This window comes from Dolosigranulum pigrum ATCC 51524, assembly GCF_000245815.1.
GTDB classification, from domain to species: Bacteria; Bacillota; Bacilli; order Lactobacillales; family Carnobacteriaceae_A; genus Dolosigranulum; species Dolosigranulum pigrum.
Genome location: NZ_JH601103.1, coordinates 630,735 through 654,362 on the forward strand (window position 1 = coordinate 630,735; position 23,628 = coordinate 654,362).

At 39.4% G+C, this 23,628-nt stretch carries 18 protein-coding genes; 14 read left to right on the forward strand and 4 right to left on the reverse strand.

Annotated features, from left to right (window positions below; all coding sequences use genetic code 11):
* Window positions 1-57: 57 nt before the first annotated feature.
* The gene (locus HMPREF9703_RS08570; protein ID WP_004635469.1) at window positions 58-735 is read right to left on the reverse strand and encodes a PepSY domain-containing protein; all 678 of its coding nucleotides are present in this window, start codon (window positions 733-735) and stop codon (window positions 58-60) included.
* Window positions 736-1,148: 413 nt separating this feature from the next.
* Here HMPREF9703_RS08570 and HMPREF9703_RS02940 point away from each other — a divergent pair, with 413 nt between their 5' ends.
* The 3 genes from HMPREF9703_RS02940 (at window position 1,149) to HMPREF9703_RS02950 (ending at window position 4,299) form a co-directional block, all read left to right on the forward strand.
* Complete coding sequence (locus HMPREF9703_RS02940; RefSeq protein ID WP_004635472.1) at window positions 1,149-1,820, forward strand: Crp/Fnr family transcriptional regulator; 672 nt, start codon at window positions 1,149-1,151, stop codon at window positions 1,818-1,820.
* Window positions 1,821-1,986: 166 nt separating this feature from the next.
* Window positions 1,987-3,093 (forward strand): mechanosensitive ion channel family protein, encoded by a 1,107-nt coding sequence (locus tag HMPREF9703_RS02945; protein WP_004635475.1) that lies wholly within the window; start codon window positions 1,987-1,989, stop codon window positions 3,091-3,093.
* 39 nt (window positions 3,094-3,132) lie between these two features.
* Window positions 3,133-4,299: an ATP-grasp domain-containing protein gene (locus tag HMPREF9703_RS02950; RefSeq protein ID WP_004635477.1), complete on the forward strand. Its 1,167-nt coding sequence runs from the start codon at window positions 3,133-3,135 to the stop codon at window positions 4,297-4,299.
* Window positions 4,300-4,353: 54 nt separating this feature from the next.
* Here HMPREF9703_RS02950 and HMPREF9703_RS02955 read toward each other — a convergent pair whose 3' ends face one another.
* Genes HMPREF9703_RS02955 through HMPREF9703_RS02965 form a run of 3 tightly spaced genes read right to left on the reverse strand, consistent with a single transcriptional unit; the run spans window position 4,354 to window position 7,209 of the window.
* Entirely contained in the window at window positions 4,354-5,367 is a 1,014-nt protein-coding gene (locus HMPREF9703_RS02955; RefSeq protein WP_004635479.1) for an LTA glycolipid anchor biosynthesis glycosyltransferase, IagA/BgsA family, read from the reverse strand.
* Between the two features lie 12 nt (window positions 5,368-5,379).
* Entirely contained in the window at window positions 5,380-5,979 is a 600-nt protein-coding gene (locus HMPREF9703_RS02960; RefSeq protein ID WP_004635481.1) for a TVP38/TMEM64 family protein, read from the reverse strand.
* 6 nt (window positions 5,980-5,985) lie between these two features.
* A complete protein-coding gene (locus HMPREF9703_RS02965) occupies window positions 5,986-7,209 on the reverse strand; it encodes a glycosyltransferase family 4 protein (protein ID WP_004635484.1) in 1,224 nt (407 codons plus the stop codon).
* Window positions 7,210-7,471: 262 nt separating this feature from the next.
* On the opposite strand from HMPREF9703_RS02965, the gene trpS reads away from it, so the two are divergent.
* The 11 genes from trpS to HMPREF9703_RS03020 all read left to right on the forward strand — a co-directional run bounded on the left by trpS (window position 7,472) and on the right by HMPREF9703_RS03020 (window position 23,492).
* Complete coding sequence (gene trpS, locus HMPREF9703_RS02970) at window positions 7,472-8,488, forward strand: tryptophan--tRNA ligase (RefSeq protein WP_004635485.1); 1,017 nt, start codon at window positions 7,472-7,474, stop codon at window positions 8,486-8,488.
* Window positions 8,489-8,554: 66 nt separating this feature from the next.
* Window positions 8,555-9,616, forward strand: a complete 1,062-nt coding sequence (locus HMPREF9703_RS02975; protein WP_004635487.1) for a TspO-related membrane protein — start codon at window positions 8,555-8,557, stop codon at window positions 9,614-9,616.
* Between the two features lie 269 nt (window positions 9,617-9,885).
* Window positions 9,886-11,418 (forward strand): UDP-N-acetylmuramyl-tripeptide synthetase, encoded by a 1,533-nt coding sequence (gene murE / locus HMPREF9703_RS02980; protein WP_040376909.1) that lies wholly within the window; start codon window positions 9,886-9,888, stop codon window positions 11,416-11,418.
* 231 nt (window positions 11,419-11,649) lie between these two features.
* Window positions 11,650-12,942 (forward strand): RNA polymerase factor sigma-54, encoded by a 1,293-nt coding sequence (gene rpoN / locus HMPREF9703_RS02985; protein ID WP_004635491.1) that lies wholly within the window; start codon window positions 11,650-11,652, stop codon window positions 12,940-12,942.
* Between the two features lie 16 nt (window positions 12,943-12,958).
* A complete protein-coding gene (locus HMPREF9703_RS02990; protein ID WP_004635493.1) occupies window positions 12,959-13,918 on the forward strand; it encodes a LacI family DNA-binding transcriptional regulator in 960 nt (319 codons plus the stop codon).
* A 112-nt stretch (window positions 13,919-14,030) separates the two neighbouring features.
* Window positions 14,031-15,659, forward strand: coding sequence for a glycoside hydrolase family 13 protein (locus HMPREF9703_RS02995; protein WP_040376802.1), 1,629 nt, complete (start codon window positions 14,031-14,033; stop codon window positions 15,657-15,659).
* A gap of 29 nt (window positions 15,660-15,688) precedes the next feature.
* Complete coding sequence (locus HMPREF9703_RS03000) at window positions 15,689-16,165, forward strand: hypothetical protein (protein ID WP_004635497.1); 477 nt, start codon at window positions 15,689-15,691, stop codon at window positions 16,163-16,165.
* Between the two features lie 243 nt (window positions 16,166-16,408).
* Window positions 16,409-17,686 (forward strand): sugar ABC transporter substrate-binding protein, encoded by a 1,278-nt coding sequence (locus HMPREF9703_RS03005; protein ID WP_004635498.1) that lies wholly within the window; start codon window positions 16,409-16,411, stop codon window positions 17,684-17,686.
* A gap of 73 nt (window positions 17,687-17,759) precedes the next feature.
* Window positions 17,760-19,052 carry a carbohydrate ABC transporter permease gene (locus HMPREF9703_RS03010; protein ID WP_004635500.1) on the forward strand — a complete coding sequence of 431 codons (1,293 nt, stop codon included), beginning with the start codon at window positions 17,760-17,762 and terminating at the stop codon, window positions 19,050-19,052.
* A 2-nt stretch (window positions 19,053-19,054) separates the two neighbouring features.
* A complete protein-coding gene (locus HMPREF9703_RS03015) occupies window positions 19,055-19,906 on the forward strand; it encodes a sugar ABC transporter permease (RefSeq protein WP_004635502.1) in 852 nt (283 codons plus the stop codon).
* Between the two features lie 55 nt (window positions 19,907-19,961).
* Entirely contained in the window at window positions 19,962-23,492 is a 3,531-nt protein-coding gene (locus HMPREF9703_RS03020) for a pullulanase (protein ID WP_004635504.1), read from the forward strand.
* The last annotated feature ends 136 nt before the right edge of the window (window positions 23,493-23,628 follow it).

Below are 23,628 nucleotides of genomic sequence, written 5' to 3' on the forward strand. Positions count from 1 at the left end.
AATCATTACGGGCTGTTTTTTTATGAAATAATTATTTTGGTAGTGGGTTGCTTAGGCTTATAAAATATCTCCAGATACAGCATCAATACGTTGATCCATTGCGCCACCTTCAAGGTCGACTTTGTAAACCGTACGGCCGTTTTCTAAGTCAAGTTCCCATTCTTTAACGAAGCCAGTTCCTGCATTTTGAAGAGCTTTTTCCATTGCTTCTTGTGGGGTAATGATGTTCGCTAATTCAATAACTTGTTGATCGATATCATCATCTGTATCAACTTCATTTTTTACAATGTTACCTGTGTTAGCATCGATATCAGTTTCGAACTCTTGGTTACCGTTGTATCCGTTAATTTGGTAAACGTAAATGCCGTTTTCCATTTCTAATTTAATTTCGTTAATTAAAGTACCTTGGCCAGCGTTGTTCATAAATGTTTCCACGGCTTGTTCCAATGAAAGGCTGAATGTCATTGTTTCAAGTCCTTGACCTTGTTGGCCAGTTGTTTGTTGTGTTTGGTTCATACCTGAACCTTGGTTGTTATTTTGTTGGTTATTTTGGTCATTCTGTTGGTTTTGTTGTTGCTGTTGAGGTTGTTGCTGCTGTTGGTTTCCTTGGTTTTGTTGAGCAGTTTGTTGTTGTTGAGGTTGTTGCTGTTGCTGTGGTTGTTGGTTGTTGTTACCACATGCTGCTAATACAAGTGCTGATCCAGAAACGAGTGCAAATTTTGCTAATTTATTCATAATAAAATTCCTCCAATAAATTTAATCTTTTTTTAAGGTACTGAGTTATTTTAGTCTTATATTATGAATTAAGTGTGAATTTGACGTGTAAAATACGTGAACTACCCCATTTTTAGTCAATTTAGGACTTTAGTCTTAGTTGTTTTCGATAACTTCTACAACTTTGGTCTTAGAGTGATAGCTGATATTGTGAGATAATTAATTTTTTTTAGCAAAGTGCGCATCTATCTAATCTATCTGTTATGAAATCTTATAGAGTATTAATGACTAGATTTAATGATAACTGATGATAGTCACTTGATAGAGATCAAGTGTAATAGATTAGACAAGCTTTATGATGACTGTATAATCGGTCTGATATATTGTTACGCAGAGAGATGTTAGGTAAAATAAAGAAGAAGGAGTGATTGGTAATGAGTCATGAGTATTGTGTAGAGTTGGTCCCTATTTTTAATCATTTACCAAAAGAATCAATGGCACTAATTTCAAAGGTCGCACAACATAGAACGTATAAAAAAGATGATTATTTATTTCGAGCAGATGAATCTGGCGAGGCACTTTATATTGTTCATTCAGGTGAAGTGCGCTTATTCCACTTGACGCATGAAGGAGATGAACAACTTTTGCGTGTGCTATATCCAGGTGATTTTACTGGAGAGTGGTCATTATTCAATACGGTGCAAAATGATGAAACGTTCGCGCAAGTAACAATGGATAGTGAGATTTGTGTGATTCCTGTTGATAAGTTTCAAGAGATGTTGTTGGATTATCCGCAAGTGGCTTTGAAATTACTGGAAGAGATGTCTCGTCGCTTGAGTCAATCACAAGAACAGACCATTCATATTGCTAATAGACCCATCGCGAAACGTTTAGCCTGGTACTTGACGAGTGAGATAGGTCCAGATAGATCAACAGCAAAAGTACACTTACCATTGTCAAGAAAGGATTTAGCAACGTACCTTGGCACAACACCGGAGTCTATTACGCGTGCCTTTAAGCAATTGGAAGAGCGTGGCTTAATAGACCAATTGAGCTCAGATGTGATTGTTGTTCCTGTTGTGGATGAATTGCGTTTATATATATAATAATGAGTAAAATAGTAAATAATAAATATTGACTAGAATGAGCTAACGTTTCTCTCTAAGTTGTCATGAGGCATTATAAGCCCGTACATTTATTTTTATTTTTTCGTTAAAAAGATGATATAAGGAGATGGTTTTGGTATAATGAAAATAGAAAGGTGAGTGTAAGATGGTACAGATGATTGAGAATTTAAGAGACACAGGGTTATTATTTTGGATCGGAGCGATAGGTGGCTTTTTATTGATTTTAGCTGCTTGGGGAATATTACGTGTGATGATTTCACGCCGCGTGAAGTCTAATCGCCTAAAATCAATGTTGAATGTTGTATTGAATTGGGTAGGTGTGCTTGTAGTGGCAATCTATATTTTTCAATACTTGGGTCGAACAAGTTGGATGACCAGACCATTATTTGCACTTGGGGAGACAGATGTAACGCCACAACTTATTATTGTGCTAGCATTCTCCGTCATTATTGCATATCGTCTATCAGGTATATTGACTGATCACATTTTGCCGAATATATATGAACGGTACAATATTGAAACAAGTGTAAGTGCAACGATTAATACGCTCGTTCATTATTCATTAATGATTATTATGGTAATTGTTGCCCTTAATTCATTAGGATTTAGCTTTACTAGTCTAGCGATCTTCGGTTCTGTTATCGGGGTTGGACTTGGTTTTGGATTACAAAATATCATGAATAACTTTATTTCGGGTCTTATTATTTTATTCGACCGACCAATTCGTGTAGGAGACCGAGTAATTATTGATGACACATTTACTGATATTGAAGAGATAAAAATTCGACACACCATTGTAAGAACACGATTGAACGAACGTATTATTATTCCGAATTCCTACTTCTTGGAGAATAAATTTATTAACCGGTCGTATTCTAATAAACGATTAAGAGTAACGGTTGAAGTGGGAATTGAGTATGGTGATAGTATTGAATTAGCGGATCAGCAATTACGTGAGGCGGTATATGATCTGCAGGATACCGAATATGCGTATAAAGTGCGTGATCCACAACCTGAAGTTTATTGTGAGGCATTCGGTGATAATGATGTTCAGTTGAGATTGTTTTTCTGGATAGATGATCAATCATCACAGACAGAGTTTATTTTACCAGATTTAGTTCGACGCAATATTTACAAACGTTTCTACGATGTTGGTTTGAACTTTGCTTTCCCACGTCGCGATCTGTATTTGGTTAACAGTAACTTCGGTGATGATAAAAAAATACCAAATGTAACAGAAGAACCAAGATAATATGAAATTTAGTAAACGTCTGGATTACGGAGGGGAAAAATGAATTTTTTATGGGTATCACCACATTATCCACCTAACTTTCAAACATTTATTGAAGCACTTGATAATACTGAGATGACCGTTTTGGGGATTGGTCAAGAACCGTATGATCATTTAAGTGATGTCTTAAAGGAGCATTTAACAGAATATTTTCGAGTAGATGATTTAGAAAATCGTGAAGAAGTTATTCGAGCGGTTGCTTTCTTGATTTATAAGCATGGACCGATTGACCGGGTGGAATCTAATAATGAACACTGGTTAGAACTAGATGCGACTATTCGCGAACAATTTAATATTGCTGGCTTACGGCCTAATGATTTAATCCCAACGCGTTATAAGTCTGAGATGAAGCGTTCATTCAAGGCGTGTGATGCGCCAGTTGTGGATGGAGAATTGATAGCGGCGGTGAGTGAAATTGACGAAGCGATTGAAGCCTTAGGAGGACTGCCTGTTATTGCCAAGCCTGATAGTGGTGTTGGCGCCAGTGCAACTTATAAGTTAGAATCTAAAGCAGATGTGGCAGACTTTAAGCAAAGCTGGGCCGAGGAAGTGCCTTATTTCTTAGAGCCATTCGTAAGTGGTGAATTATGTACGTATGATGGCTTGTTAGATCAAGAGGGGAATATTGTGTTCGAAGCGAGCTTTACGCACAATATACCAACATTGGATATTATGAATGAATCAACGGATATGTATATTGTGATTGATCGTGAGGTAGATCCTAAGTTACGTGAGATTGGGCGCCGTATTTTATCCGAATTCAATATGACAGAGCGGTTCTTCCACCTTGAGTTTTTCCGCTTGCCAGACGGGAACTATATTACCTTAGAGTACAATAATCGGATGACGGGTGGGTTTGTAATTGATGCGTACAATCATCTATTCTCACATGATCTATTCAAACATTATGCCTTAGTGGTCAAAGATGAAGCCTTCGATAATCCGCACTTCAAGAAGCGATTAGGAGTCGTTGTGACACGCCGAAACGAAACAAATTATCAGCATTCTCTTGATGAGATTTATCAACATTATGGTGACCGCGTGCGCGGTAGGGATGCGATTCGTGGCATTATTGCTGATATGCAAGGGGATCAGTGGATGTTGATCACCTGCGAAGACAAATCCGAAATTGACGAGATTGTTGAATTCACTCAAGCGACAAAATAATAGAAAAATCGAGCAGAAGACTTGTCAATTTATGGATGGTCTCCTGCTCGATTTTTATATGTTCTGGATGCAGTTTAGAGCAAGTTGGTAGTAAGATTTTAATTGTTGGCCAACTTGTTGGATGCTGCGTGATTGGGCGATTTTATAGCCAGGTTGGGTAAGTGAAGGTATTTTACCAGCTAATAGATCGTCCATTTGTACTTTGAAGTCTGCAAGTGAGTTTGCTTTGTAGATGTTTTTACCATGGCTAAATGGTGCGTTAAAAACAGGGATGTCACGGACAATGACGTTGGTTTGACTGGCGAGTGCTTCAAGTAATACGATTCCTTCCGTTTCTTCATATGTCATGAAGAGGTAGAGATCACAGGCCTGATATGCAATGCGTAAGATATCGCGTTCTACATAGCCGGCAAAGGTTAAGTTAGGTAATTTAGTTTCGTAAGCAGCACGCACATCTTTGGGTAAATACGCTGGATTGGTATGTCCAAACCAAATAAATTCCTTGTCTGGACATTTCCGAGCTAATTCAACGAACTCAATAATTCCTTTACGCTTAATCGGAAGGCCGACTGAAATTACTAGTGGCTTATTGATGTCGCGACGGTAAGTGTTGTTAAATGTTGCGATTTCGTCAGCAGAGGCTTGCCAGTAATCGAGATCAATGCCGTTTGAGACAACTTTGATATCAGGCGTTAAGTTATACTGATCCAATAAATTTTTAGCATAGGTAGACGGTGTAATAATTAGGTCACCGCTATTATAACAACGACGAATCCACCGTTTAAAAAGAGGGGCAACTAAATTGGCACCGGTGAAAGAATCTCTAAAATCTTCTTCTGTTGAGTGTGCATGATAAATAACGGCTTTACCTTGTCGTTTAGCCTGTTTTGCTTTTAAGTAAGATTGGGGGAAGATGGTGTTAATGTGGATGATATCGTAATCACCGGTATCTTCCAAGGTATAATCAATCCCGGCGGCATCCAGAGCAAGTTGTTGGTGCATCATTGCTCGACCTACACCACTTTTTTCGATGGCATCTTGCATATCACTGTGGAGAAAAACTTTCATTATATCGCCTTTCTAAACAAATGTATTGAATATCCGAATAACAAATAATAAACCGTACGAATAGGACAATAAAGTGAAGGGTTTGCCGGCAGAGAGGGCGAACATGAATGTTTTGAATTTCATGTTGGATAGTCCCGCTAAGTAGCATAAGAAATCAGCTGGGGTAACCGGGAAGAACATACTGCCAATAAATAATTTTTTGAAGCCTTCGCTTGATTCCAGCTTACCGATATATTTTTGGTATTGTTTCTCGCTGACGAGTGATCGGACTAAGGGGCGTCCATATTTTTTGGCCAAGAAGTAGTTCATGACCGATCCGATCATAATACCGATAAAGTTATAAAAAAAGCCAGGCACATGGCCAAAAACAACAATCCCGAGCGGAATGGTTAAGGCGCCTGGTATGATAGGGACAACGGTTTGGATAATTTGGATGATAATAAAAAAGAGAGGTGCTCCCGGACCGAATTTTCCAAGATAGTACTTCATTACGGTCTCATCGGTGAATAGGTTTCGGCGCCAAGCCCAAATAATAAAAATGACCGTACCGACAATTCCTAAAATATTTAAGATATTAATAATTAAGCGTGATTGTTTTGTATTTATTTTCATGTCTGTTTACACCCAAACTTTGATAGTATCAACAACTTTTGATAACTGGCTTGTATGAGGATTGAGTTGTTGTGTCATGATATTTAATTTGATTGCTTGTCGGTAGATTAGACTTATTTTTTTAGCAAATTTTTCTGCTGAAAAATCTTCAATTGCTAATTGACGGGCTTTAACCCCCATATTGGACAAATTTTGACGATTATTTAACAGAGTTGTCAAATATTGTCTAAATTCATCAAATTCTGTATAAGCATATCCATTTACTCCTGGGTAAAGTACGCCTTCTAAGCAGGTATCATAGCGACAAAGCAAAGGCGTGCCACTTAGTAAAGCTTCAATGTATGTCAAGCCTTGCGTTTCGCTCGTAGATGCACTGGTAAATATATCTGCCAATTGATAATATTTAGGGACATCAGTTGGATCAATCATACCGGCAAATTTGACTAAATCTTGGACACCGAGTGATTCGACCAAAGTCTTCAATTCTTGCGTATGCGGTCCATCACCACAAATAAGAAAAGTAGTCTGGTCTGGCTTGATATCAGCTAAGTAACGGATCACTTCATCGAGATTTTTTTCTTTAGCAACGCGCCCTAAGAAAAGAATGATTCGATCATCTGGCGCAATATTGTACTGTTCTTTTAAAGCGGCGTATTCTGAATTACTTAAGGTGTAATTAAATTTCTCAGTAGAAATACCGGTAGGCACGACTTGAATCGGTTGATCAACCTCATAACTTTCCAGTAATTGCTTGACTTTTTCAGTTGGGGCAACGACCATTTCAGCATGTTTTAAGATATATTTAGAAAAAACACTGACAAGTTTCTTGCCCCATTTTCGATTCGGGGAGAAATAGTGCGTGTAGTCTTCATAAACGGTATGATAAGTGTGAATAATTGGAATATTCAACTTACGAGCGAATGTTTTGGCCATACGGAAAGTACTGAATTCACAGTGCGAATGGATAATATCAGGTTGCCAACGCAAAATATCAGTATAAATATCATTGTTCGTTGATAAGGTGAAGCGAGCGCCTGGATATATTTTGTTTATATTAAAGGATGAGGTAGACAAGACGTGGGATTCCATATTAATCTCAGAATCGTGGTCTAAGGTGAGCACACGAACATCGTGTCCTTGTGCTTCTAAAGCTTCTTTCAATGTTTCAATAGAAGTTACCACGCCATTAATCGTCGGTTTATATAAATCAGTGGTCATTAAAATTTTCATAGGGATCCCCTTCCTGTCATGGATCAGCAAGCTGTTGTTTCCTAGTCAATGTCATTATACACATAACTAATTATAAGTATATCAGTCTCAAGTCCTAAAATTCAATTAAATGATGAAAAAGATTATAAAATAGGTTAAAAAATATCACAGAGAGAGTAATCGTGGCTAAAATTCAGGAAAATAAGAGAAATTCTTAATATTTAGCCTATTTTTGTGTATAATAAAGGGGACGATGATACAGAATAGGGAGGAAACAAGTGATATGAGTCAAATTATTTTAACGGGAGACCGGCCAACAGGGAAATTACATTTAGGGCACTATGTTGGATCGTTATCTAATCGAGTTAAATTGCAAAATGAAGGCGGTAAAGCGTTGTATGTCATGATTGCTGATCAGCAAGCTTTGACTGACAATGCTAGAGAGCCTCGAAAAGTTCAAGAAAGTGTTTTACAAGTTGGATTGGATTATTTAGCAGTGGGACTTGATCCAGAGAAGACGACTATGTTTATCCAATCACAAATCCCACAATTAGCTGAATTATCAGCGTACTATATGAACTTAGTGACCACTTCACGTTTGGAGAGAAACCCGACTGTTAAGTCCGAAATTCAACAGAAAAACTTTAATCAAAGTTTGCCAGTTGGTTTTTATGTGTATCCAATTAGTCAAGTGGCTGATATCACTGCCTTTAAAGCGACACACGTACCGGTAGGCGATGACCAGCAACCGATGATCGAGCAAGCTCGAGAAGTGGCCCGTGACTTTAATCGTATTTATGATCGTGATGTGTTAGTCGAGCCGGAAATTATCTTGCCGCCAAAAGGACAAGGGCGTTTAGTCGGAATTGATGGGAAAGGAAAGATGAGTAAATCGCTGAACAACGGTATTTACTTATCTGATTCAGCTGATGAGATTCAGAAAAAAGTAATGAGTATGTTCACTGATCCAAATCATATTCGCATTGAAGATCCGGGTCAAGTCGAAGGAAATGTTGTCTTCACATACTTAGATGTCTTCGCCGATGATCAAGAAAAAGTTCAGGAATTAAAAGATCATTATGAGCGTGGGGGATTAGGAGATGTGAAAATTAAGCGTTACTTGAATGACATTTTGCAAGCTAAGCTGAAACCTATTCGCGAACGTCGAGAAGAATTTGCTGCCAATCCTGATTATGTGATGAACATGTTAAAAGAAGGTAGTGAAAAAGCAGAGAAAGTAGCTGCGCAAACGTTAAAAGAAGTTAAAGATGCAATGGGAATCAATTATTTCGGACAGTAGATTTTTCCGTGAACTAAGAAGATATATGGTATACTAGATACAAAAAGAGAAAAGGAGTTGTTAAAGATGACGTCACCGACTCGAGAAGATAACCAAAAAGAAACAGATTCGTCATATGATCCATTGTTCGGTCCAGATGTAGAAACAGAGACATATGAGGAAACAAACGCATCTGTCGATTCTCAATGGGAGTCTGAATCAAATGAACATATTGATGATATGTCTACATCAGCGTCAAAGGGGGAAGAACCGTTCGTACCGGAGTCAGCTACTGGACCAGAAGAAGTTGATGTTGAAGTAGAACCTCCGTTACAGTCAGAAACCGAAACAACGGAACCACAGAGCAAAAAGTCATTTAATTGGCGTCCGTGGGTATCACCTGTTTTATTTGCACTGGTTCTACTAGTGAATTACTTAAGTGCCACTGCGACTGGCTTACCTCGGACATTAGCTGAAGTTGCGGCGACTTATCCTAATTTAGTTGAGCCAGCTAGTTTTACATTCAGTATTTGGTCAGTTATCTATGGATTGACGATTTTGCCTATTGTTGTTGAATTTATTCCGTTGGTGGATAGAGAAACACGTGACGTGTATAAGCGAAAAATTCGTCCCTTTGCGTGGTTGTGGATGGTTTTGAATATTGCGTGGGTTTTTGCGTGGACATATAATCAAATATTGCTATCAATGGTCTTGATATTTGCTTACGGATTCACGCTAGCGCTTATGACTGATAAATTATCTAAAATTGAACAATCGAAGCGCAAATTCTGGTTTTTAACGTTACCAATGAGCATTCACTTTGGTTGGATTATTGTGGCTAATTTTGCCAACTTAACGACAATGATGGTAGACTTTGGTTTCGATGGAATTGGCATGATGGGGGCATTCTGGGCGGTTGCAGCTTTGACATTAGTGATGCTGTTAGGCTTGTTCTTCTATCGTAGCCAAGGAACAATGTTGGTGATGTTACCAGCATTTTGGACCTTAATTGGTGTGATTGCCCAACAAGCACCAACAAGTAGCTACCCGTTTGCGAATACATTTGTATTTGTAGCAAGTATTGTGCTGTTTGTACTTGGTATTATTGTAGTCACTGGAATCGAATTGGCCAGAAGACAAAAGAAATAAGTGATAAAATTTTTCTAAAAACGCAGCGGTGTGCTGCGTTTTTTCAGTGAAATGACGGATATTTTTGTGATAAAAAAGTAAAAATACGTGTTATATATTCTCACGCTAATAATTATTTGGTAAAATGATAAAATAGCTTGACTGTTTTGATGCGTGTAGCATATAGCAATTAAATAATAGAAAATAGAGCTTCAATGAATTAATAACTCAGTATCTCACAGGATATGATGAATCTGTAAGATAGTGGCACAAGGAGATGAATGAACGGTATGTACGCAATAACAATGACAGAATTAAGAGATTTATTGCTCCATTATGAGTTACTTAGAGCGGTAAACGATAATGGTCAATATTATTATGATAGATGGGATAATGATCAGATTGACCGGGTGATGACACACTTATCATACAATTCGCAAGATGTATCGGAAGAGACATTATTCTTTTGCAAGGGGGCGTCTTTCAAGGAAGCTTATATCCAACAAGCAGTCGAGGCGGGTGTGTCGTGCTATATTGCAGAGAAGTCCTATGATGTAGTTGGTGCGATCGGGTTTATCGTGACCGATATTCGAAAAGCGATGGCAGTTGTGGCGCGTGAATTTTATCAACGACCGGATGAGCAGTTGAAGTTAGTCGGAATTACCGGAACAAAGGGAAAGACAACAACCACTTTCCTGACCCGCTCAATCTTGGAAGAAGCACAACCGGGACAGACGGCATTTATTTCAACTTTAGCAATCAGTTTGGATGGGAAGAGTCAACGTCCGGCTAACTTAACAACACCGGAGGCACTTGATTTATGGGCGATGCTCGCTGAAGCCCGCTCTAATCAGATGAGTACCGTGCTTATGGAGGTGTCTTCGCAAGCATTCAAGATGAAGCGCGTGTTTGGGTTGCGATTCGATGTTGCCGCATTCTTGAATTTTTCACCGGATCATATCGGGGTGAATGAACACCCATCGTTGGAAGATTATCTTTATTGCAAGACAGAATTGATGAAACATGCGGATATTGCTGTTATTAATCGTCAGTTAAATGACTATGATTTTATTCAGCAAGTAGCTCAACATTATAGTCAACAAGTGATTAGCTATGGCGTTGAGCAAGGAGACTACACGTTAGATTTGACAGTTGGTAAAGCAGAAGACTTCGCAATTGAGTCTGCAAAAGATCCACTCGAGCTAATGGGTAAGTATCAGTTAGCCTTACCCGGTGATTTTAATAAAGAAAATGCACTGTGTGGGGCGATTATTGGCCGATTGCTCTCAACTGAAGTAGCTGCTATTCAAGCGGGATTAGCCCATGCATCGGTTCCGGGGCGGATGGAACATACCGCATTTGGTAAGGACAATCATATTTATGTTGATTTTGCCCATAATTATATTAGTCTCAAGCGTTTACTTGACTTTATTGTGGATCATTACCCGGATCACCGTTTAACGGTTATTCTTGGAGCTCCTGGTGGAAAAGGAGAATCGCGCCGAGCGGATATGGGCAAGGTGCTCTCTGATTACACAGGTGAAGTCATCTTAACGGAAGATGATCCGAACTTTGATAGTGTAGAAGCAATTTCTGAACAAATCGCTTCTCATATTGTGGGAGAATCAATGAAACCAGCTTTCATACCAGACCGGGTGAATGCAATCGAAACAGCTGTCGAGCGAGCGAAATATAGTCAGCAAGAAGTGATTGTCATTGCTGGGAAGGGAAGCGATCAATATATGATTAAGCAGGGCAAGAAGAATCCGTATATTGGTGACCACATCTTAGTGAAGACATTAATTCAAGGAGCCGATAAATAAGGTATTAAGCACGTGAACTTATGGCATGATTGTTGTAGAAAGCATAATGATGAATCAGTCAATCGTTCGGCTTTATCTATTCAAGTCAATTAATGAGTAGATATAAGTTGAACGATTTTTTGTTGGAGTTGGTTGAAGGTGTTGGAAGCTAAATCATACGGCGAAGTAGATTCCAACTGTTGGAAAGCGCTTATAATATGATATAATAGAGAAAAATGAGGTGTGAGTGAGATGAATCAAGATGATAGAATGAACCAATCAAATCAATTAAACCGATCGACCACACATTGGCACCAATCAATGGGGTTGTTGCAACTTGAGCGTGTCGATGTATCGCACTATATTCATGATTATATGATGGAAAATCCATTAGTTAAATTGGAGTCGGATGATGAATTAGATCATACCGATCGAGCGGATGGCTATGATGTGGAATTGCATCATTCACAGCTGACATTATTTGAATTTATTGTCGAGCAAGTGGAATTATTTTACCGAAAAACACCCCTTCATGAAGTGGTGATGTGGTGGGTGCGTCAGTTAGATACGGATGGGTATGTGATGAAATCCGTTGAAGAAGGAATGAATGAAACAGGCCAGAGTGAAGTGATGGTGATCGATGGGCTGACCCTTCTGCAACAACTGGACCCACCAGGGATTGGAGCACGTGACTTACGCGAAGCCTTGATGCTACAAGTAGAACGATTGGATGAGGCACCACCATTAACGTATAAAATCTTAAAACAGCAGTTCGATGCGCTCGTTAATCGACGCTTCAGTAAGGTGACTGGTGAGTTCGGCATTGAATTGGAAGATGTTCAGCAAGTTTTTCAGTTTGTTCAGAAGTTAAGTCCAGTGCCAGCTAGTTTATACATACCACCGCGAACAGAGATGGTATATCCTGAGTTGGAAGTAATGGTGCAAGACGGACAGATCAGTGTTAGAGAGACCCCTTATAAGACCCCATTAATTGAGTTTGACCAGGCGTATTATGAGGAGTTGAAGGCAATCGATAAGCCGAGTGTTCAGCGCTATATTCAAGCAAAAAAACAAGAATTTGATCAGTTAAATCAAGCACTCCAAGAACGACGAGAGATTATTAAGCGTGTCGGTACGGCGATAGTGATGGCCCAGTCCGATTATTTCTTGCAGGAAGATACACCGCTTCAGACCATTCACTTGAGTGACTTAGCCCAACAATTACAACTAAGTGTGGGGACAATTTCACGTGCGATTCGCGGAACTTATTTACAAACGACTCATGGTACGGTAGCCTTGAAGAGCTTATTGTCAAAACGTTCAGTGGTGGATAATCAAACGCAAGCAGCGCTAAAGGAAGCTATCGAGGCCTTAATTGCGGCAGAAGATAAACAAGCCCCCTTATCGGATCAACAAATTGCGCAACAGTTGGCTGAACAAGCCCAAAAACTATCACGGCAGGGTGTGATGAAATATCGTGAGCAGCTAGGGATTGGATCAAGTCATGCGCGTCGCCAGCAGTATGAGGATGGAAAGAAGGGTTAAGAAGAAAGGTGATTGTATGGTAACATTATCAGATGTGGCAAAACGGGCCAATGTGAGTAAGATGACAGTCTCGCGGGTGATTAATCATCCTGAGCAAGTGACAGAAGAGTTGCAGAACTTAGTGCATAACGCCATGGCTGAGTTGAATTATAAACCGAATCGACTAGCTAAAGCTCTAGCGAATCAGCAAACCCAAATGATTAAGCTCTATATTCTAGAAGAGATGGATGTGGTTGAGCCGTATTATATGAAGTTGCTAACAGGAATCGCGAAAGAACTCGATAAACACTCGTACGGACTGCAGTTGCTCACGCGGGATAGTCGGAACTTCGGGCAGAGCGATGGATATATTATCTGTGGGATGCGTGAGGATGATTTCACGGAGATCGATGCGCTAGAGGATCCAGTGGTATTGTTCGGGGCGAATGATCATGGATATGATTGTGTCGATTTAGATAATACGAAGAGTATCGAGACGGTTTGTCATTACTGTCTAGAACGGGGTTATGAGCAGCTTGTCTTTATTCAGATGGCAGTGGATGAACCCTTTGCGCGTCAGCGAGAAGTTGGCTATAAGACAGTGATGGCGGCGAATGATCTTACACCACATATTATTCCTCTAGTGAATGATTCTGATATCTCACGGCAATATATTAACGAACATATAGATGAATTTGTGCCGAAGACGGCTTTTATCTGTGCAACAGATCGACTGGCAATTGGGGTGCTTCGGGCCCTAACTGATCAAGATAAATGTATTCCTGATGATTACGGTATTACAGGACATGATGGTATTTTCTTAGATCAGATTGCACATCCGAAGCTAACGACGATTAAGCAGCCTATTATTGAGATGGGAGAAGCTTGTGCCCGAATGTTAGTACAAAAGATTAAGCGCAAAGAAGATCCAGCGAAAGACATGCCGGAGATGCTATATTTCTCGCCAAATTTAATTGTTGGAGGAACGACGAAGTAATCCAGGCTACTTGTTTCTTCGGTGCTCATAAAAATTCGTTAACGGTAACAAATTAATTTACTTTGAGTCTCGATGCGTAATCACTTACAATAAAAGTAATAAGTGAAGGAGGATGTTTATGAGTTGGTGGAAAAAAGCGGTTGTCTATCAAGTATATCCAAAGAGTTTTAATGATACGACGGGAAGTGGAGTGGGTGATCTTGCCGGTATTACGGAAAAATTAGATTATCTGAAGGAGCTGGGTATTACAGTCATTTGGCTTAGTCCCGTCTATGAGTCACCTGGTGATGATAATGGCTATGATATTAGTAATTATGAACAGATTGATCCGGCGTTTGGAACGATGGAAGATATGGAACAGTTAATTGCAGAAGCGAAAAAACGTGGTATCTACATTGTGATGGATCTGGTCGTTAATCACACGAGTGATGAACATGAATGGTTTGAGGAAGCAAAATCAAGTCGGGATAATCCATACCGCAATTACTATATTTGGCGGGATCCTGTTGATGGTGGGGTGCCGAACGATCTTCAATCGACATTCGGTGGTTCAGCATGGGAATATTCTGAAGAAACTGGCCAATATTACTTGCATTTATTTAGCAAGAAACAGCCTGATTTGAACTGGGAAAATCCAGCCATGCGCCAAGATGTCTATCAGATGATGAATTTTTGGCTGGATAAAGGCATTGGAGGCTTCCGTCTTGATGTGATTGACTTGATTGGGAAGCAACCGGATCAACTTGTGACAGCGGATGGACCGAAGCTACATGATTACTTGCAGGAGATGAATGAGGCAACATTCGGCCATCGAGATGTCTTGACAGTTGGTGAGACGTGGAGTGCAACTGTCCAGAACGCTAAGCAGTATTCTAACCCAGATGGCTCAGAACTATCGATGGTCTTCCAATTTGAGCATATTTTACTGGACCAACAAGATGATGGAGAGAAGTGGGATCTTAAACCGCTAAACTTAGTTGACTTGAAGCGTACATTGGCAAAATGGCAAACAGAGTTAGGTGATGAAGGCTGGAATAGTTTGTTCTGGAATAATCATGATACACCACGTATTGTCTCCAGATGGGGTAATGATGAGGAGTATCGTCAAGAAAGTGCGAAGTTATTTGCGATATTACTTCACTTGATGAAGGGAACGCCGTATATTTATCAAGGCGAAGAGATTGGGATGACTAATTATGAGATGGCGAGTTTGGATGATATATATGATATTGAATCGATCAATATGTATCATGAACGTCTCGCAGCAGGTCACAGTGAAGCGGATATTTTGACGTCAATTAATGCCAAAGGACGCGATCATGCTCGAACACCTATGCAGTGGCGCGGTGATCAGGCACATGCGGGCTTCACGGCGGGACAACCTTGGATTCCAGTGAATGATAATTTTACTGAGATTAATGTCGCTCAGAATTTAGCAGAGAAGGATTCTGTCTTTGCTACGTATCAGCAACTTATTCAGTACCGAAGAGATCATGATATTGTGGTAAAAGGGGACTTCCAGCTACTTTACCCGGATCATCCAGCCGTTTTTGCTTACAAACGACAGTGGCAAGATGACGCATTTGTTGTTTTCGCGAATGTATCTGAAGAGGGGCAAACCGTGGATGTTGCGGAATTATCATTGAATGATGTTATTATTAATAATTATGATGAAGTAACGGTGCGTGATGGTCAGTTAACACTTGAACCGTATCAAGCCATTGCGATAACGATTGATTAAAGAGAGACGTTACTAAAGGAGGATACATCATGAAGATACGCCAGTGGACACTAATGCTTGTAACAGCAAGTTTGTTAACCGCTTGTGGTAATCGTGCGAATGTTGCTGAAAAAGACACCTCAGATGATCAAGCTGAAATAACAGAGCAGGTAGATCAAGAGGAAAAATCTACCGCTGATAAGTCTGATGATGCAGAGCAAGAATTTCCTGATATTTTGGAAGCAGAATTGACGCATGAATCAGGGGACGAATATACAATCGCCGTGACGGTCTCCTCACCATACGATACACCGGAGCGTTACGCTGATGGTTGGCGTGTGATGACCACGGACGGTGATGTGCTAGCTGAACATGACTTAGCTCACGATCATGCCAACGAGCAGCCCTTTACGCGCTCACGTGGTCCATTTACCATTCCAAGCGATATTCAAGAAGTGGTTGTGGAAGGACACGACCAAGCGAACGGTTATGGAGGCGAGACAGTCACGATCGCTGTACCACGCTAAACCCAATTTAACTAAGATAAACCTGATATCTATAGAACTCAATGGCTATAGATGTCAGGTTTTTTATGTGTAAAATCTCTTCATTGAACATCAATCAACAGACAATAAGTAATCAATTATTAAAGAGATCTTCAAAATAAAATCCTGATACCGGTAACAGTTGAAAAACTATTGCAATTAAATCGCTCATCTAATAAAATTATATTGTAAACGCTTGAGAATAAAAAGAAAGAGGGAAAAGAAATGAATAAGTTTTATAAAGCAGGTTTATTATTAACAACAGCAGGCTTGCTAGCTGCATGTAGCAGTGGTGGCGGTGCTGATGTGACAGAAGAGACACAAGGTGGGGAGCCAAAAGCAACTTTGAGTGAAGGCGATATTCCTGAGAAGCCAGAAAAACTTCAGATGTGGGTTAACAATGAAGATGTTCAAATCGAAGCTTACGAAGAAATCACGCAGAAATTCACGGAAGAAACAGGTATCGAAGTTGAGATGACACCTTACGATATGTTAGAACAAACAGAGGGAATGAGCTTAGACGGTCCTTCTGGGCAAGGAGCCGACTTATTCTTCCAACCGCATGACCGTGTAGGAGATGTTTATCACCAAGGTCTGGCAGCAGAATTGGAATTCACGGATGAGCAATTAGCGAAGTTAGAAGAATACAATGAAGATGCAGTTGGCTCATTCAACTACGAAGGTGCACAGATGGGAATTCCAGCTGTTGTTGAAACGTACGCAATGTTTATTAACACAGATATTGTTGACAAAGTGCCAGAGACAGCTGAAGACTTATTGGAGTTAGCACGTGAGAAGACAGAAGGCGACCAATACGGCTTCTTAGCTGATATGCAAAACTTGTACTTCATGTACCCATTCATTACATCAGAAGGTGCTTACTTATTCGGCCAAGATGATACAGGTCACTACGATGCATCAGATATTGGTTTGAATACACCAGAAGCAGTCTCAGCGTTAGAATACTACCAAACATTCTTTAATGAAAAATTGATTCCAGAAGGGACTGACTTAGAAGTTGCAGCTAGTCTATTCCAAGATGGAAAAGTTGGTGCCATTATTGACGGACCTTGGGCAATCCCACAACACCGTGAAGCATTAGGAGATAAACTACAAGTTATCGAAATGCCTAAATACAATGGTGAAGCAATGAAGACTTTTGCAGGGAACAAAGGTTGGTTAGTGAACGAATACTCTGAGAACAAATACTGGGCAACTGAATTAGCACTTCACTTAACAAGTGCAGAAAGCTCACAAATTTACTACGAAAAAGCCGGTGAATTACCAGCTCATAAAAATGTAACAATTGAAGATGAATTCATGCAACCAATCTTCGAACAAACGAAAAATGCAAATCCAATGCCAAACATTCCAGAGATGGGACAAGTTTGGGATCCAATGGCAGACGCCTTCACCTTTATCCAAAAAGGAGAAAGTCCACAAGAAATCTTAGATGAAACAGTTGAACAAATTAAAGCTGACATCCAAATGATGGGGCAATAAAAGCTAAAGATTAAGATAAATAGGAAGGTTTATCCTTCCTATTTTATCTTAAGAAAAGAAAGGAATGACATGAATGAGCCAACCGGATGTACAATCAAATCAAAATCATAGTTCAAAGAAAGCGATGTTGCTTTCTATTATTCCTGGCTTGGGTCAATGGTATAACCAGCGACGCATTAAGGGTAGTGCTATTTTTATTTTATTTTTATCTTTTACGTTATTGATGTTTGATTATATAGCGACAGGATTCCAAGGATTAATTACGTTAGGAACTATTCCTAGAGAGCATGATTCGCGTGTGCTATTGATCGAAGGACTTATTGCACTTATTTTTACGGTATTTTATATTGTTTTTTATATTGCACAGTTGAATGATGCGAGGAATGAAGCCAAGCGTATTCAACGAGGAGAGCAACCATCGAGTGTTATGAAGCGATTTCGCCAATCATGGGATACAGCTTTCCCATATGTTTTAATTGGACCAGGATTTTTAATGTTAATCTTCGTCGTCTTGTTGCCACTTTTATTTATGGCAGCTTTGGCTTTCTCGAACTACAACTTATATAATGCTCCACCGCGAAATGTGCTGGACTGGATTGGATTCAGTAACTTTACGAACTTATTTACATTAACGCAGTGGCGCGATACCTTCTTCAGCGTTTTCACTTGGACCTTGACGTGGACGTTCGTGGCTACAACGCTACAAATTGCCCTAGCAATGTTCTTGGCGATTATTGTTAATGATCCACGCGTGAAGTTTAAGAAGTTTATTCGAACGATTTTGATCTTACCATGGGCGGTCCCAGGATTCGTATCAATTATTGTTTTTTCTGCGTTATTTAATGATAACTTTGGGGCGATTAATACGACGATTATTCAGCCACTCTTTAATACGTCCATTCCGTGGATGTCCAGTGTCATGTGGACACGAATTGCGATTATTTCTATTCAAGTGTGGTTAGGGTTTCCATATGTTTATGCCTTATTTACCGGAGTTCTTCAGAGTATTTCTCGCGATTGGTATGAAGCAGCAGAGATGGATGGAGCTAGTCGTTGGCAGAGTTTCAAAAATATTACGTTCCCACACTTAATGTATGCAACGGGACCACTTTTATTGACACAATACACCTTTAACTTTAATAACTTCAATATTATTTATCTATTCAATGAAGGGGGACCAGCTGTTCGTGGACAGAATGCAGGTGGAACAGATATCTTGATTTCATGGGTATATAACTTAACGTTTAACAACCAGCAATTCAGTATGGCTGCTGCTATTTCATTGATTCTAGGACTTGTGATTGCGGTCTTTGCCTTCTTCCAATTCCGCCGTTCAAGCTCATTTACTGACGAAGGGAGATTTTAGAGATGTTAAATCTATCAAGAAAGAACAAAAGCCGTATAGAAGTGGGATTGATTTATCTAGTATTACTCGTTATGTTTGTTGTTATTTTGTACCCACTTGTTTGGGCATTGGCGATTTCGATGAATACGACGACCAGTCTGTACGGGGCATCACTCTCGCCAGAGAATTGGTCATTGGATAATTATGTGTGGTTATTTACGAGTCCGCGCAGTCAGTACTTGACATGGTATAAAAATACATTATTTATTGCTACAATTTGTTCTATTTTAAGTACCTTTTTTGTGGCGATTACGGCATATGCTTTTTCTCGTTATCGTTTTAAAGGACGTAAATACGGGCTGTACGCGTTCTTGCTTCTCCAAATGTTCCCGGTATTGATGGCAATGGTGGCTATCTATATCTTATTGAATACAATTGGATTGATTGATACATTATGGGGACTGATTATTGTTTATGTTGGTGGAAGTATTCCGATGAATGCCTTTTTAGTAAAAGGATACTTCGATACGATTCCGAAATCATTGGATGAATCAGCGAAGATGGACGGTGCTGGTCACTTCCGTATATTCTTCCAAATTCTCTTACCGTTAGCGAAGCCAATCTTAGCGGTAGTGGCGCTCTTTAATTTCATGGCACCATTTATGGACTTTATCTTGCCACGAATTATTTTACGTAGTCCACAAAACTTTACATTAGCGTTAGGATTGTACAACTTTGTTAACTCACAATTCTCGAACAACTTTACCCGCTTTGCTGCTGGAGCTATCTTAATTGCCTTGCCGATTGCAGCGGTGTACTTGTACTTGCAAAAATACCTTATTACTGGACTCTCAGCGGGTGCAACAAAAGGATAATTTAGTAAAATCTCCGCTTAGAAATAGGCGGAGGTTTTTTAGAAAGGAAATGACGATGAAATCACGAAAAAACTTACGATATCGAATGGCAGTAGGTGCTTCATTATCAGCATTTGTTTTAATGCATATGACTCAAGAGGTAGTTTATGCAAGTGAGGAAATTGAACAGGCTGAATTATCAAGTTTAGAGGAGTCCACTCAGTCAGTTGTAACATCTGAGGTAAATGATTTTGAACCAAACATAAATACCAATAATTTATCTGAACAGCAAAAACAGGAAGAAACATCTAAAAATGAGAACGTAGAAGTAGTTGATGATGTTGAGAAGGATACTCTAATTAGCAATCAAATAGAGCCTAATCAGAGTGATCAAATCGAATCAGGACATTTACGTGTTCATGTCAATAAAGAGCTCACTCATGATGAAAATAATCATTTAGGTCTTTGGGTATGGGAAGACGTAGAGTCACCTAGCGAAAACTGGCCTAATGGGGCGCTCCGATTAAATCAGGCTGCTAAAGATGATTATGGACGATATTTAGATGTGAAGTTGTCAGGGGATAGCGCTAAAAAAGTGGGTGTCCTTATTAATAATACAACAGGTGATAATTTAACGGGTGATATTAAAATAGAGATCATCCATAAAGCGATGAATGAAGTATGGCTAGGAGCTAATAAACAGGTCTATACGTACAAACCATTAGAGCAAGAAGGTTATCTTCGAGTTAACTATTATGACCCTGATGGAAATTATGATAATTTAGGTGTTTGGACATGGGGTGATGTAAGACAACCAAGTACTGATTGGCCCAACGGAATGGAGTTAGCGCAAGAAGGAAAATATGGTCGTTACGTGGATATTCCATTGGCAGAAGCAGCCCAAATAGTAAATTTTTTAGTCGTTAATAAGATGAATGAAGAAAAGACAGTTGATTATAAATTTAGTGAGTTAACTACGCATTCACAAGTTTTTTTGAAGGCTGGTGATCATACAGTGTATACTAATCCTTATTATATTTCTGATGTTCGAGCTGAAGCAGTGCACCATATTAGTCGTTCAACGATCGAAATCACATTTAACACGGATAAATTACCTGAGAATTTAAGGGATACAATGAATGTCACAGACAAATCTGGACAATCAGTAGCCATACAATCGGTGAATATTAAAGGGAATACTGTTCAACTCACTGGACAATTCGCTCCTGAAAAAGGGAGTTATCAAGTCACTATAGACGGTGAGACTTATGAAGCGAGCACAACTTGGCAACTAAAAGATGAATTATACGCAACTGATGAATTCTTAGGGTCTCAGTTATATGATGATGGATCGGCTGACGTGGCGGTATGGTCCCCGAGTGCTGAGGCAGTGAGTGTTGTTGTTTATGATAAGAATAGTCCAGATAAAGTGATTGCTGATATATCACTTAGACAAGGAGATAAGGGAGTTTGGTCTGGGCGACTTAATGAAAATAATGTCGGAATAACTAATTTACGTGGATATTATTATCAGTACAGAATTACACGAGAGGGTAAGGATATATTAGCGTTAGATCCGTATGCCAAGAGTTTATCAGCTTGGGATAATAATGGTGCAGATAAAATTGCTAAGGCAGCATTTGTCAATCCAACTAATATGGGGCCGGTGTTAGATTATGCTAATATTCCTGGTTATAGTAAACGAGAAGATGCCATTATTTATGAAACACATGTTCGTGACTTTACATCAGATCCTAATCTGGAAGGAAGGTTGAGCACTAAATTTGGAACATTTAGCGCCTTTATTGAAAAACTTGATTATTTAAAAGATTTAGGTGTCACACATATTCAACTTCTTCCGGTTATGAGCTATTACTTTGCTAATGAGTTTGCACGTGAGAAGCGTATGCTGGATTATCAGTCAAAAAATACCAATTATAATTGGGGCTACGATCCTCAGAGTTATTTTGCCTTGACAGGTATGTATTCAGAAGATCCAACTAATCCCGAGAAGCGGATCGAAGAATTCAAACATCTTATACACGCTATTCACGAAAGAGGGATGGGAGTTATCTTAGATGTGGTTTATAACCACACCGCAGCAGAGCATCTATTTGAAGATTTAGAGCCTAATTATTATCACTTTATGGATAAAGATGGCACTAGCCGAACAAGTTTCGGTGGTGGACGATTAGGGACAACTCATTATATGGCTCGACGAATATTGGTTGATTCCATTAAATTTTTGACTGATGAGTATAAAATTGATGGGTTCCGCTTTGATATGATGGGAGATCATGACGCGACTAGTGTCCAAAAAGCTTATGATGAAGCAGCAAAAATAAATCCCAATATATTAATACTTGGTGAAGGGTGGCGAACATATGTAGGTGATGAAGGGATCAACAAACAAGCTGCTGACCAAGATTGGATGGTAAATACGAATAGTGTAGGTGTGTTTTCTGATGAAATACGTAATGAACTTAAATCAGGATTTGGAAGCGAAGGACAACCGCGATTTTTAACTGGGGGAGCACGTAATATTAAACAGCTTTTTGATAATATAAAAGCTCAGCCACATAACTTCAAGGCGAACGATCCAGGAGATGTTATTCAATATATTGCGGCACATGACAACTTAACATTATTTGATGTGATTGCGCAGTCAACTAAAAAAGATCCAAGTAAACATGCAGAAGAAATTCATCGTCGTGTTCGATTAGGGAATGCATTGGTTCTGACAGCACAAGGAACTGCTTTTCTTCATTCTGGTCAAGAATATGGTCGTACGAAACAATTCAAACACCCTGACTACCGCGGGAAAGTAGATGAAGCACCTTATAAATCAACGTTTATGACTGATGAACAGGGTAAGCCGTTTAATTATCCATACTTTATTCATGATTCATATGATTCATCAGACATTATCAACCACTTTAACTGGCAAAAAGCTACGGAAGATCCACTTGGGCTAGCAACTAGATTATATACACGTGGATTGATTCACTTAAGACGATCGACTGATGCTTTTAGCCTTGGAACGCAGTCATCGGTAGATAAGAATGTAGCTCTTATTACAGAACCTGGACAAAGCGATATTCGTGATAATGATTTAGTGATTGGATATCAAAGTAAAGCGACAGATGGAACCACTTATGGAGTCTTTGTGAATGCAGATAGCAAGCCACGGACAATTGATTTATCAAAGTTTGCTCATTTAATGAATAGTCACGTGCTTGTCGATGCCACTCGAAGTGGAACGGTCGCTATTGATAATCCGACAGGTGTCACATTTGATCGGTTAAATAATAAAATAACTATTGATGCCTTAACAACAATTGTTTTGAAGGCAATCTTAAATAGCAGCCAAGCGGTTGAGGAGGATAACTATCAACAACCTTCTGAAACATTACTTGCATCAAATACACCAAAAGAGAAGGATGGAGTTGTACAAACTGCACCTCAATCAGAAGAAAGTAGACTGGAAAATCCAACCGTAATGGGCCAGCGTTTACCTGACACAGCTACTAGTGCATGGGTATTAGGATTGGTTGGTGTCATTTCCTTAGCTTCAGGTATAGGAATAAGTTCGGGAAAAGAGAAATAATAATATAGAAAAACGTAAGAGCTGATAGAAAGCTCTGCGTTTTTTTATAACAATTTATATGAGTTAATTACTGGTTATTTTTATGCAAATGGGTGGTTCGAGTAGAGTTGTCTGTTTAGTTGAGTTTAAGCTCAAG